This is a genomic window from Barnesiella propionica (assembly GCF_025567045.1).
Lineage (GTDB): Bacteria > Bacteroidota > Bacteroidia > Bacteroidales > Barnesiellaceae > Barnesiella_B > Barnesiella_B propionica.
The window spans coordinates 468,146-479,793 of sequence record NZ_JAOQJK010000001.1 but is presented as its reverse complement, the minus strand read 5'-3'; the positions used below and the strand labels follow the sequence as shown (position 1 = coordinate 479,793).

Genomic DNA, 11,648 nt, shown 5'->3' with positions numbered 1-11,648 from the left:
TTTTCTATGATATTACGAAACATTTGAGAACACTGATAAAACAGCTTACCTCCACAAAAACGTTCCTCCGGCCCTGAAGGTCACTCCCCTTCTGTGACAGGAGGCTGTCGACAATAACCGTGCACCCGATCGGTTGTTTCGGGCCGTACAATCACTTTGGGCTTCATATTGAAATATGAAGCATCACGTACATAAATTTCCCGATAAAGTTCGGAATAAAATATTTGATGGAACGAGAGGAAGCCAGACAAATCCCGGCTAAGAGGATCGTTCATTTCGTTTTACTATTTTTTTTAATCGGCCACATGTTTCCCTGCATTGCCACAAGCAAGGAACCTCCCATAACAGCAAAGATTGAAGCTATAGATATCCAAGAGCTTACAGATTCGAAATCGGGTAATACGACAAAGAATAAAACCAAGATAAGTAACACGGATGCCAGGAAACCGCTTAAGCGAGTAAGGATATTGGTAAAGAAACTCAAAGCCACTGCCCACCAGCAGATGCCTATAAATATCACCCAAAAAGTTTTCGGTCCTATACCGGACGGAACCATATTGGCATCGACCGCTATCTGTGAAAAATGGAGATAACCGTAAATCAGATAAGCTATTCCTATAAATATCCGGCCTAAAGATATGATCTGTTTCATTTCATTCTATTTTTATGGGTAACGAATACCCGCTCTTTTTTCCCTATTAAACACAAACCGGCATTACTTTGTTCCAAAAATAAATGGATCCCGGACTCAAAGCCACTTTTTTAAAAAAGTTTTATCGTCTCGACATCCACAGTGATACCTCGAATGGATGGAACTTTATTTTTATTCTCTCCACAAGGAGAATAATACCTGCATAATTATAATACACGATACTGCCATTCTATATTTTCTTCCCTGTATCGGCAACTGTTGTATGCGACGAAAAATTCAGGACAATCCCCAAAAAGCTCTTCTCTTTTCAAGAAGATATTACCGAGTTCTATCTCATCTCCGGCAAACCAATAAAGCTCTCATAGTCAGAAGAAAGGCAGACAGCATCCTGGCCGATAAAACATAATATTCCGGTTTATCATTTCCATAGCATGCAGCCATTCGCAGTTGGTCTTCATTACCTAAATAAAGCGCAGGCCCTCTCCGTCGCCGATCCATCACCGCTGCTATCTTTAAAACTTCACGGATAAATCTTATAAACTACCGCTTCTTTCCGTCATTTCTCATCATCATTCATTTCCGATATATATTTTTTAGTTTGTCCATCTATAACAGTACCCATAATATTTCAATAAGAAAACACATCATAAAGCCCGGTTGCAAAACAGCATGTATGTTTTCATCCTAATATCTACAAATCAATATATTACATCTTTTTAGCATTCCTCAACTTACCTTTTTATCCTGTCAAGTGTTCTAACAACAACAGGAAAAATAATTAATCATGTAAATAAAAATCGGCAAATTATGGAAAATGGTGTAATGATGCAGTATTTCGAATGGAATCTGCCTAACGACGGAAAATTCTGGAAAAAGCTAAAGGACGATGCAGAACATCTGCATAAGATAGGAATCACCGCTGTCTGGATTCCACCGGCTTATAAAGGATTAAAACAGGAAGATGAAGGATACGGAACGTATGACTTGTATGATCTGGGAGAGTTCGACCAGAAAGGAACCGTAAGAACCAAATACGGAAACAAACAAGAATTACAGGAAATGATAGAAGAACTCCATAAAAACCAGATAAGCGTATATCTGGATGCCGTAATGAACCATAAGGCAGGAGCGGATTACACGGAAAAATTCATGGCCAAAGAAGTTGATCCCGAAAAAAGAGAAGAATCGATAAGCGAACCTTATGAAATAGAAGGATGGACCGGATTCGATTTTCCCGGCAGGAATAACACCTACTCCGATTTTAAATGGCATTGGTATCATTTCTCTGGTACCGACTATAATAAAGCTAATGATAAAAAAGGCATCTATCAAATCATAGGTGAAGGAAAAGCCTGGAGTGAAGGAGTAGATAATGAAAACGGGAATTACGATTTTCTAATGTTCGCCGACATCGATTTCGATCATCCCGAAGTTGTAGAAGAAATGAAAAAATGGGGTATATGGGTATCTAATGAACTAAATCTGGACGGTATGCGTCTGGACGCAATTAAACATATCAACGACCAGTTTATCAAACATTTCCTGGAAGCGGTACGCAATAACCGGGGCAATGACTTTTATGCCGTCGGAGAATACTGGAAAAACGATATCGATTCTCTCAACGAATATCTGTCTCATGTTCAGTATAAAGTAGACTTATTCGATGTCCCCCTTCATTACAATATGTACACGGCATCACAGCAAGGCAGAGATTATGATCTACAGAATCTGCTAAAAGATACGCTGGTGACTAACCATCCCGACCTGGCTGTTACATTCGTCGATAATCACGATTCTCAACGGGGAAGCTCTTTGGAATCGCAAATCAAGGACTGGTTCAAACCTATCGCCTACGGTCTCATACTCCTCATGAAAAATGGCTATCCCTGTATTTTTTACGGAGATTATTACGGAGTAAAAGGCAAAAAATCTCCTCACCGGCTTATTCTGGATATATTGCTCGATGCCCGGCAAAAATATGCCCACGGAGAACAACAAGACTACTTTGACCATCCGAATACAGTAGGCTTCGTCCGCTCAGGAGATGAAGAACATCCCGGTTCCGGCCTCGCGCTTCTCTTGTCTAACGGTGACAACGGCGACAAAATAATGAATGTGGGTAAAAATAGAAAAGGAGAAATCTGGCACGAAATAACCGGAGACATTAAAGATGAAGTCACTATTGATGAGAACGGTAATGGAAAATTCACCGTTTCGGGCGGGAAACTATCTGTATGGGTAAAAAAATAATTTCAAATGTATGTACATAAAAAAGGGGGATTAATATCCCCTTTTTTTATATTCGTATAAAATAGTTTTCAGCCATTTTTAGGTTTAGAAAACAGGGAAACAATCCACAATAACAAGACTGCACCGATTACCGAGGTTATCAATCCTCCAACTATACCCGTAGTAGCAATACCTAAAAGACCGAATACCCAGCCACCGAGGACACCCCCTATAATACCTACTATCAGATTCACAACGAGGCCGAATCCGCCCCCTCTCATTATCTTACCAGCCAGATAACCGGCGATAAGACCTATTACAATATACCAAAAAAAACTCATACCTTACAATTTTAAATTTATATTTACTTTTATTTGGATTCCATGCGCATATCATCCTCTTTCTGCTTCTTAACCTCCGTTATCGGGCATTCTTTCGAATATCCAGGAGATCGGCAATTCTCATACTACATTTCCTATCAGCCTGATAAAAACGGGCAAAAAACACGTATCCTGACAAATTCAGGAACTTGTAAGAGCTCATTTGTCATATTATCCATAAGACGTCCTTGGGCTCCGGAATAAATAAACAGGCATCCCTGTAACGTACGGCCGGGAGAAAATCTCACACCGGGTACAATAGACTTATCGGCGATCTCCACATTCTGATTATCACCAATAGGTCGTCCCGCTTCTGTAGTCAACAGCTCTTTTTTCTCCATAATCCGTTATTTATCTTATATGATATATAAAGAATAACACTCGTTTCTTTTTTATAGTTGCTGAAAATTTTATATTCATTCTAAACAAACCTTATGACTGCCTCACAAAATAAATGTTAGAATCATAACCTGACCGAAAAACAGAACTATAAAAAAGTTCATACGTTATCATTTATATGTCAAATAATAGGTAATACCGAATAATACCTGTTTTTAATGATTGATATTTTAAAATTAAAATCGGAAATTCGTATTTTCATAAAAGCGAATCACATAACAAAGCCGAATAAAAACATATAGGAGATTATCATATGAAAAGAATCGTATTGCTCCGGCACGGAGAAAGTGAATGGAATAAAGAAAACCGGTTTACCGGATGGACCGATGTAGATCTTACTGAAAAAGGCGTGGAAGAAGCCAGCAAAGCAGGAAAAATATTAAAAGAAAAAGGATTTGCATTCCAGAAAGCATATACTTCATACCTGAAAAGAGCGGTAAAAACCATGAATTGCGTTCTGGATGAGCTGAACGAAGACTGGATACCTATAGAAAAAAGCTGGAGACTGAACGAAAAACATTACGGTACCCTGCAGGGACTGAACAAAAGTGAAACAGCAGCCCGCTACGGCGATGAACAAGTTTTACAATGGAGGAGAAGTTTTGATATAGCCCCGGAAGCACTGACCGAAGATGATCCAAGAAATCCGGCAAAGGACATACGGTATAAAGAAGTTCCCGATAACGAACTTCCCCGCACCGAGTCATTGAAAGATACCATCGACCGGATAATGCCTTACTGGAAATGTATCATTTTTCCGAACCTGAAAACAGCGGACGATATATTGGTAGTCGCTCACGGTAACAGCCTCAGAGGAATTATTAAACATCTTAAAAATATTTCAGATAAAGATATAGTGAATTTCAATCTTCCCACAGCCATTCCATACGTATTTGAATTTGACGATGACCTTAATCTTACCAAAGATTATTTTCTTGGTGATCCGGAAGAAATAAAAAAATTGATGGAAGCAGTCGCAAATCAGGGAAAGAAAAAATAAAAGTAAAATAACCCCATAAAGAGAACGCCGTTTTGAAAAAAATCAAAACGGCGTTCTCTTTATGGACAAAAGTAAGCTTTATATAACGCAAGCCATTTTGAAAATCTCTTCGCTATCCTTTCGGGACAATTTTACATAATTGCCTACATATTCGCCTTTATTCCTATGAAGACTATCGACTAAACGGGATATATCGGGGTTATCTATTCCCAATTCCTTGAATGTAACGGGCAATCCCAATGATACGAAAAACTCTTTCAATCTTTGAATCCCCTCTAATGCAACTTTCTTTTTATTTTCCTCCTCCGGCACACCCCACACCCGCACAGCATACTGAACGATCTTATCTACATTATGTTCCGCCATCCAGGTCATCCAGGCCGGAAAAAGAACGGCAAGTCCGGCTCCGTGAGTTACACCGTAAATCGCACTGACCTCATGTTCCAAGAAATGAGATGCCCAGTCTTCTTCACATCCTACCCCACAAGTGCCGTTATGGGTTATCGTTCCCGCCCACATCAAATTAGCCCTTGCTCCATAGTTACCCGGATATTCCATTACAATACGCGCTTCTTTTATAATCGTCAATAAAGTGCCCTCACACAACCGGTCGGCAATTTCCACATCCTGCGTATTCGTGAAATAACGTTCCATGATATGAGCCATCATATCGGCAACTCCGCATGCTGTTTGAAAAGCAGGAAGTGTATAGGTCAATTCCGGATTCATAACAGCAAAAACAGGCCTGAGCACTTCAGGAACGCGCAAGCTTAATTTCTGCAGCGTATCCGTTTTCGTAATAACCGTATTGCCAGAACCTTCGCTACCTGCAGCGGGAATGGTAAGCACCACACCCACTTTCAACGCCCGGGTTACTTTTTCCTTACCTGCAAAGAAATCCCAGAAATCACCGTCATATAAAACTCCGGCGGCTATTGCCTTGGCTGTGTCAATAACAGAACCCCCACCTACGGCGAGTATCATGTCAACGTTTTTATTCCGGCATATCGCAATACCCTCATATACTTTCGTATCTATAGGATTCGGCTGAACACCTCCCATTAAACAATATTCCACTCCGGCCGACTTCAAAACGCCCGTTACCCGTTCCAATAATCCGCTTCGAACAACAGAACCGCCTCCATATACGATCATAACTTTTTTTGATCCGTACTTTCGAACCAACGCTCCAGTCTCATATTCCCTGCCTTTCCCGAAAACAAATTCAGTAGGACTATAAAAAGTAAAGTTATTCATTGCTTTTATTTTTTTGTAAAAATAAAAAACATCAGAATACGATGTACTTTCTTAAAGACAAAAAATAATCCGCTCCCGGCTCAATAATCACATGGACGGTTTCACATTTTTTCTGATCAAAAACCAGTTCACGGGATAAGAGAAAAAGAAACCGACACACATAGCTAATTGCATAATGAACCAGAAAGTCCATGTATTATGAGCTAACGGCTGAGGCATCAGAACAAAAAGAATTATATATGAAAAGACATACATACCGATCTGCCAGCTCGTTAGTGAAAGAAAATCGATACGGAGTGCCTTTATGAATACTTTCCCTGCCGATAAACGGGACAACATGGGCCGAATAGCCGCGTATTGAAAATAAGCACCTATAATAAGAGCCAGGAGATAATCCAGACTCCACATCCAAACAATCCCATCCAACCCCAGTAAAGACAAGAATTTAAAACCTACAGATTCTCCTATGATATCCGCCAGCGTACAGCCCGCTCCGCAATGAAAAGTCGACAAAGTAACTTTCTGCCAAAAAGGTCTTTCATCTTTCATCTCCGGCATATTCATATCGCCATTATCCATTTTCATTGAAACACAGGATGTCCTGCCAAATGAATTATAAGCCCATAAGCCTGCTAAACCGCTCCATAATGCGGTCAAAGGCCACACGACATTCATTATTTTCATAGGCTGTGTATGCTCTTTTAAATCCAACCATATCTTTATCGCCGACATTAAAGACAATAGTAACGATATAATAGCAAGCATTGTCAATATTTCCATATCTTAATTTATTACATGTAAGTTACCGATCCGATATGGGTAGAACGATGCTATTTCATTTTTGTTCTGAAAAAATTTTCTTTTTCATAGATAACCGTTAACATACAATCCCGTTATAATTTTTCATATCTTTGCTCCCATCTACTGAAAACCGGAATAAATAAAATGGAAAAGAAAACTATTGTAGCCCGTATTGAAGTGATAAAGGGCAAAGAGAACGAATTTTTATCAATCGCAGAAACTCTTGTCGGCAATACCCGGAAAGAGGAAGGAAATATAAGCTATACCCTTTATCAGAATCCTGAGAATCCTGCACAATTTATTTTCTACGAAGAATATAAAGACCAGGCTGCCATGGATTTTCATGCAGCATCGAAACATTTCAACTCATTCGCAAAAAATATAGAAGGATTACAGGCTAAAGATATCATTATAGAATCTTTCTAAAAAGAAAAATTCCGGACTTTTACTTCGCCGGAAAATATATGTAATGAAAAGAGTACCTTCGCGCACCATACAACGGGCCGTTATTCACGACCTGCAAAGTATTCTTTCACTTATACGGGCACGCATAGAGTGGATGAATGAAAACAATATCGAGCAGTGGAACCGGACAGATTATCTATCGCGGTTCACAAACGAATACTTCCACAGGGTAATCTCGAACGGACAATTATATACAGTAAAAACGGACGGCCAGGTTATCGGAGCATTTACTTTATTTGATTATGATGAACGGTGGAATGACGGACAAAAAGCTTTATATATCCACAATTTCGTATCGGACATCCATCACCGGGGGGTAGGTGACGATATTCTCTGTTTCTGTGAAAACGAAGCCAGAAAAAAGAATATATTTCTATTACGTATAGACTGTCAGAAAGATAATAAAAAACTAAATGACTATTACAGCCGCAGAGGTTTCAAATATATAAGTTCATTCGAAGAAGAATTATACTGCGGTAACCGACGTCAAAAAAGGATACCGTAATACAGCATTCATACATCCTCATCTTTTTTTCCTAAGAGTTCCTTTATATTCGATTCATGCCCTTTCTCATAAGGAATATCTATTTCACAAAAACGGATTATTTGCTTTTTTATAATCAAAGCAGCAATCGGCACAGCTATCCCCATCGCTATATCATATTTTGCGGTCAATGCCGATATAATTCCCACCGCTAAATTTCGAATATCCCCCGATATCAATTCATTCACCCATTCTCTCGGTCTTTTATCGTAACAAATAAAATGATATATCTCCGGTTCTATTTTTTTCCAAAACGTAAATCCCTGCAATTGATAATAATATTTAGGCTTACGTTTTGGTGCTTTTCTTTCAAAAACAGGTTCGCACAATAATCTGCCCGAAACATTCTCGGAAAACAGATCATAAGAAATATCTTCACAGGCTTTCCCGAGCATTTTATAAATATCATTTTCCGACCAGCTATCCTCTTCGATATGCCGGAGTACACTTTCATTTATCTTATTCATATATGTTTCATTACCGTTTCTGTAAAAATACAAAATTTTCCGGCTATTACTTCTATCTTATCGCTAAAAAAACAGAGATCATTCTTCTGATTTATGAATATCATTTATCTTTGACGCAAATAAGCTCTTTATGAAAAAAAGTTGTCCCAGATGCGGTAAGCATTTCGAGTGCCGTCATAATGAAATATCCCGGTGCCAGTGTACATCGGTATCTTTAAACTATTGTCAGAAAAATTATATAGATTCCCTATATAACGATTGCCTGTGTCCCGATTGTCTGCAAGATATAAAAAAATCCATCCGGCCGCCAAAAGCCGTATTCAACTGGAGCGGCGGAAAAGATTCGGCCCTGGCTTTATGGAAAATATTACAAGGTTACGAATATGAGGTTATCGCTTTACTGACTACCGTCAATAAGCAAACAGAACGCTCGTCCATGCACGGTATTCCCCTTTCCCTTTTATATTCGCAGGCCGAAAGCATAGGTATTCCGTTATATCCGCTCATTCTCGAACCTGACGGTGAAATAAACGGTTACGAAGAGGCAATGAAAAATGCAATACTGCATTTTAAAAAACTGGGTATCAAACATTTTATTTTCGGAGATATATTTCTCCACGATGTAAAAAAATACAGGGAAAAACAATTAGCCCCCTTCGGGATTTCGGTAGTAGAACCTTTATGGGGCAAATCGTCTTCGGATGTCATGGAGGAATTTCTTGCATCCGGGCTCCGTACTATTATTGTTACCACTACAGCCGATAAGCTCGACAAAAATTTCATAGGGAAACATATAGACCGGGAATTAATAAACCTTCTGCCTGCAGATACCGATCCATGCGGAGAGAACGGAGAGTATCATACATTTTGCTATGCGGGCGGCATGTTCAGGTATCCGGTCGATTATTCTCTCGGAGAACCCCGATCGGACTCCTTTCCTGTTAAGATGGAAGACGGCAGTGAGAAAGTTTTCACTTATTGGTTCACCGATCTTGAATCTTCAGAAAAAGAATGATTATTCAGTTGCGTTTATTTTCCGGGAACATTCGCTGCACAATCCTTTAAGAACATAATTGATACTTTCTACGGTGAAACCCTGTGGCAAATCGACCGTAGGAACATGAATACTTCTGAAACAAAATGTTTTATGACATTTTTGGCAGCAAAAATGAGCATGTAAATCGTTTAAAGAACAATCACAATCATTACCGCATACCGAATATTTAAGCGAGCCAGAACCATCGTCAATGCAATGTATAAGCCGGTGTTTCAGAAACAAAGTTATCGTTCTCGAAAGAGTTGATTTATCTACCGTATCTAACTCTGTTTCAAGATCGAGCAGACAAAATGCCCGTTCGAATTGCATCATTGTCCGAAGAATCAGCAGCCGCATGGCCGTCGGCTTTATTTCCCTGCGGTTCAACCGGTCTAAATATATATCGCTCATAGGTCTCGATTTATATATTGTCTTATCTTTATTTAATTTTTTTTCTCTGTATGCGTATAGCGTTCAGAATCGCCAACAGAGCAACGCCCACATCGGCAAATACAGCTTCCCACATAGTAGCAAGACCAACGGCTCCCAGAATCAGAACCGTCAGTTTGACCGCAAAAGCCAAAGCTATATTTTGCCAGATAATGCTCCTGGTCATCCGCCCTATCCGAATAGCGGTAGCTACCTTACTGGGCTGATCGGTCTGGATAACTACATCTGCCGTCTCTATAGCAGCATCACTGCCTAAGCCACCCATAGCGATACCTACATGGCTGACCGCCAATACCGGCGCATCATTGATCCCATCCCCCACGAACGCTATATTACTCGTTTTATCCGCCTTCAATGATTCCAGATGTTTCACCTTTCCTTCCGGGAGCAATTCTCCATAAGCATGTGCTATTCCTAAATTCTCAGCTAATTTAGAAACAATAGCTTGTTTATCCCCCGATAATATTTCAATATTACCAATCTTTAATTTTTTTAATTCATTAACCGTATCGGCAGCATCGTCTTTCATGTCATCTGCCAAAAGAATATAACCGGCATATTTTCCGCCTGCAGCACAAGCCACGACCGTTTCAGGTACACAATCCAGGGAAGCGGGATATGAGATCCGGTTCATCTGTAATAACCGCAGTCCGCCGACAAGTATTTCCTGTGAAGCGATGTTTGCCGATAACCCGTAACCGGCCATTTCTTTTACAGCCGTACTTTCTCCCACCTTGATTCCTCTGGAAACCGTATAGTCCATAATAGCCTTAGCAATCGGATGATTACTTGACTTTTCGGCTGCTGCGATCATGGAAACCAATTCTACTTCATCATACGGTTCGGCAGCATGTACTTCCTTCACATCGAACCGGGCGTTTGTCAAAGTTCCGGTCTTATCAAAAGCTATCGTATTGACTTTTGTTATAGCATCCAGGTAATTTCCTCCTTTAAACAATATCCCTTGTTTGGAGGCCGCCCCTATTCCACCGAAATATCCTAACGGAATACTTATGACCAAAGCGCAAGGACAAGAAATTACCAGAAAGACTAAAGCTTTATATAACCATTCGTCAAAAACAAACACGAAAGAAGGCTGAACAAGTGAATACAAAAGCGGACACAGAATAATGAGAAAAGCCAAAACAACCACAATCGGAGTATAAATACGGGCAAATTTTCGTATGAACAGTTCTGCCGGGGCTTTCCGTTCCGAAGCATTCTGGACCAATTCCAGTATACGGGCCAGCGCACTTTGTTCATAAGAACGTACAACCTCTATTTCCACGACTCTGTCGGCAACAATCATTCCGGCCAATACCTCCTCTCCTGCCTGTATTTCTCGAGGCATACTTTCGCCTGTAAGAGCCGAGGTATCGAATGATGCTTCCCCGTTCAGCATTTTCCCGTCCAAAGGTACACGCTCTCCCACCTTTATTTCCAATACCTCCCCTATTCTCACATCAGAAGGGGATACCTCTATTTTCTTACCGTCCCGTAATACCGTAGCTGTATCCGGACGCACATCCAGTAATGCTTTTATATTTCGACGAGCCTTGTTTACCGCTCTTTCCTGAAATAATTCTCCAATGGAATAAAACAACATTACCGCTACGCCTTCGGGATATTCACCGATATAGAAAGCCCCTATCGTAGCAATACACATCAACGTAAATTCACTAAAATAATCCCGGTTCCGAATACTTTCGGCCGCTTCCTTCATAACCGGCATTCCGACAAGGAGATAGGCCAAAAGATACCACGTAAAATATAATAACGAATTATCGAGCCACTCCGGTTCCAATTTACCGGCTATTATACCCAACACAAGCATGATACCGGATAATACGGACCGCAAATAATTTCTAATCCCGCAAATAATATTTTCTTCGGCATGATAATGTGTATGACAACTACAAGTGCTCATATCCTCTTTCCTTTCTTTTAATTCCGGAACAAAAGTAAGGA

15 protein-coding genes are annotated in these 11,648 nt (G+C 40.0%); 5 read left to right on the top strand and 10 right to left on the bottom strand.

Going from position 1 to position 11,648, the window contains the following annotated elements:
* Positions 1 to 80: 80 nt before the first annotated feature.
* The 3 genes from OCV73_RS02170 to OCV73_RS02160 all read right to left on the bottom strand — a co-directional run bounded on the left by OCV73_RS02170 (position 81) and on the right by OCV73_RS02160 (position 1,153).
* Positions 81 to 275, bottom strand: a complete 195-nt coding sequence (locus OCV73_RS02170; RefSeq protein ID WP_147548607.1) for an FAD-binding oxidoreductase — start codon at positions 273 to 275, stop codon at positions 81 to 83.
* Positions 272 to 652, bottom strand: coding sequence for a hypothetical protein (locus OCV73_RS02165; protein ID WP_147548605.1), 381 nt, complete (start codon positions 650 to 652; stop codon positions 272 to 274). The genes OCV73_RS02170 and OCV73_RS02165 overlap by 4 nt, the downstream gene beginning before the upstream one ends.
* 333 nt (positions 653 to 985) lie before the next feature.
* A complete protein-coding gene (locus OCV73_RS02160) occupies positions 986 to 1,153 on the bottom strand; it encodes a hypothetical protein (RefSeq protein WP_167551189.1) in 168 nt (55 codons plus the stop codon).
* 306 nt (positions 1,154 to 1,459) lie between these two features.
* Between OCV73_RS02160 and OCV73_RS02155 the strand changes: the two genes are divergently transcribed.
* Positions 1,460 to 2,902, top strand: coding sequence for an alpha-amylase (locus OCV73_RS02155; RefSeq protein ID WP_147548603.1), 1,443 nt, complete (start codon positions 1,460 to 1,462; stop codon positions 2,900 to 2,902).
* A gap of 68 nt (positions 2,903 to 2,970) precedes the next feature.
* Here the strand turns inward: OCV73_RS02155 and OCV73_RS02150 are convergent, their stop codons facing one another.
* Positions 2,971 to 3,222, bottom strand: coding sequence for a GlsB/YeaQ/YmgE family stress response membrane protein (locus tag OCV73_RS02150; RefSeq protein ID WP_147548601.1), 252 nt, complete (start codon positions 3,220 to 3,222; stop codon positions 2,971 to 2,973).
* A 137-nt stretch (positions 3,223 to 3,359) separates the two neighbouring features.
* Positions 3,360 to 3,602 (bottom strand): hypothetical protein, encoded by a 243-nt coding sequence (locus OCV73_RS02145; RefSeq protein WP_147548599.1) that lies wholly within the window; start codon positions 3,600 to 3,602, stop codon positions 3,360 to 3,362.
* 311 nt (positions 3,603 to 3,913) lie between these two features.
* Between OCV73_RS02145 and gpmA the strand changes: the two genes are divergently transcribed.
* Complete coding sequence (gene gpmA / locus OCV73_RS02140) at positions 3,914 to 4,660, top strand: 2,3-diphosphoglycerate-dependent phosphoglycerate mutase (protein WP_147548596.1); 747 nt, start codon at positions 3,914 to 3,916, stop codon at positions 4,658 to 4,660.
* A gap of 78 nt (positions 4,661 to 4,738) precedes the next feature.
* On the opposite strand, the gene OCV73_RS02135 is transcribed toward gpmA, so the two are convergent.
* Together OCV73_RS02135 and OCV73_RS02130 are read right to left on the bottom strand one after the other, a co-directional pair.
* Complete coding sequence (locus OCV73_RS02135) at positions 4,739 to 5,917, bottom strand: iron-containing alcohol dehydrogenase (protein ID WP_147548595.1); 1,179 nt, start codon at positions 5,915 to 5,917, stop codon at positions 4,739 to 4,741.
* 87 nt (positions 5,918 to 6,004) lie between these two features.
* Entirely contained in the window at positions 6,005 to 6,697 is a 693-nt protein-coding gene (locus tag OCV73_RS02130; RefSeq protein WP_262512843.1) for a DUF4396 domain-containing protein, read from the bottom strand.
* Between the two features lie 165 nt (positions 6,698 to 6,862).
* On the opposite strand from OCV73_RS02130, the gene OCV73_RS02125 reads away from it, so the two are divergent.
* On the top strand, positions 6,863 to 7,144 hold the full coding sequence (locus OCV73_RS02125; RefSeq protein WP_147548593.1) for a putative quinol monooxygenase: 282 nt from the start codon (positions 6,863 to 6,865) through the stop codon (positions 7,142 to 7,144).
* 43 nt (positions 7,145 to 7,187) lie between these two features.
* The gene (locus OCV73_RS02120; RefSeq protein ID WP_147548591.1) at positions 7,188 to 7,688 is read left to right on the top strand and encodes a GNAT family N-acetyltransferase; all 501 of its coding nucleotides are present in this window, start codon (positions 7,188 to 7,190) and stop codon (positions 7,686 to 7,688) included.
* An 8-nt stretch (positions 7,689 to 7,696) separates the two neighbouring features.
* On the opposite strand, the gene OCV73_RS02115 is transcribed toward OCV73_RS02120, so the two are convergent.
* Complete coding sequence (locus OCV73_RS02115) at positions 7,697 to 8,194, bottom strand: hypothetical protein (protein ID WP_147548589.1); 498 nt, start codon at positions 8,192 to 8,194, stop codon at positions 7,697 to 7,699.
* A gap of 130 nt (positions 8,195 to 8,324) precedes the next feature.
* On the opposite strand from OCV73_RS02115, the gene OCV73_RS02110 reads away from it, so the two are divergent.
* Positions 8,325 to 9,209 (top strand): cysteine-rich CWC family protein, encoded by an 885-nt coding sequence (locus tag OCV73_RS02110; RefSeq protein WP_147548587.1) that lies wholly within the window; start codon positions 8,325 to 8,327, stop codon positions 9,207 to 9,209.
* Here the strand turns inward: OCV73_RS02110 and OCV73_RS02105 are convergent, their stop codons facing one another.
* Positions 9,210 to 9,641: a Fur family transcriptional regulator gene (locus OCV73_RS02105; RefSeq protein ID WP_147548585.1), complete on the bottom strand. Its 432-nt coding sequence runs from the start codon at positions 9,639 to 9,641 to the stop codon at positions 9,210 to 9,212.
* 28 nt (positions 9,642 to 9,669) lie between these two features.
* A complete protein-coding gene (locus tag OCV73_RS02100) occupies positions 9,670 to 11,607 on the bottom strand; it encodes a heavy metal translocating P-type ATPase (RefSeq protein ID WP_147548583.1) in 1,938 nt (645 codons plus the stop codon).
* Positions 11,608 to 11,648 lie beyond the last annotated feature (41 nt).

What these genes read in the sequence shown, in the direction of transcription:
- OCV73_RS02105 (WP_147548585.1), bottom strand. Translation starts at nt 9,641, where the DNA reads ATGAGCGATATATATTTAGACCGGTTGAACCGCAGGGAAATAAAGCCG.
- OCV73_RS02130 (WP_262512843.1), bottom strand. Translation starts at nt 6,697, where the DNA reads ATGGAAATATTGACAATGCTTGCTATTATATCGTTACTATTGTCTTTA.
- OCV73_RS02150 (WP_147548601.1), bottom strand. Translation starts at nt 3,222, where the DNA reads ATGAGTTTTTTTTGGTATATTGTAATAGGTCTTATCGCCGGTTATCTG.
- OCV73_RS02125 (WP_147548593.1), top strand. Translation starts at nt 6,863, where the DNA reads ATGGAAAAGAAAACTATTGTAGCCCGTATTGAAGTGATAAAGGGCAAA.
- OCV73_RS02115 (WP_147548589.1), bottom strand. Translation starts at nt 8,194, where the DNA reads ATGAATAAGATAAATGAAAGTGTACTCCGGCATATCGAAGAGGATAGC.
- OCV73_RS02110 (WP_147548587.1), top strand. Translation starts at nt 8,325, where the DNA reads ATGAAAAAAAGTTGTCCCAGATGCGGTAAGCATTTCGAGTGCCGTCAT.
- OCV73_RS02170 (WP_147548607.1), bottom strand. Translation starts at nt 275, where the DNA reads ATGAACGATCCTCTTAGCCGGGATTTGTCTGGCTTCCTCTCGTTCCAT.
- OCV73_RS02100 (WP_147548583.1), bottom strand. Translation starts at nt 11,607, where the DNA reads ATGAGCACTTGTAGTTGTCATACACATTATCATGCCGAAGAAAATATT.
- OCV73_RS02165 (WP_147548605.1), bottom strand. Translation starts at nt 652, where the DNA reads ATGAAACAGATCATATCTTTAGGCCGGATATTTATAGGAATAGCTTAT.
- OCV73_RS02155 (WP_147548603.1), top strand. Translation starts at nt 1,460, where the DNA reads ATGGAAAATGGTGTAATGATGCAGTATTTCGAATGGAATCTGCCTAAC.
- OCV73_RS02145 (WP_147548599.1), bottom strand. Translation starts at nt 3,602, where the DNA reads ATGGAGAAAAAAGAGCTGTTGACTACAGAAGCGGGACGACCTATTGGT.
- gpmA (WP_147548596.1), top strand. Translation starts at nt 3,914, where the DNA reads ATGAAAAGAATCGTATTGCTCCGGCACGGAGAAAGTGAATGGAATAAA.
- OCV73_RS02120 (WP_147548591.1), top strand. Translation starts at nt 7,188, where the DNA reads ATGAAAAGAGTACCTTCGCGCACCATACAACGGGCCGTTATTCACGAC.
- OCV73_RS02135 (WP_147548595.1), bottom strand. Translation starts at nt 5,917, where the DNA reads ATGAATAACTTTACTTTTTATAGTCCTACTGAATTTGTTTTCGGGAAA.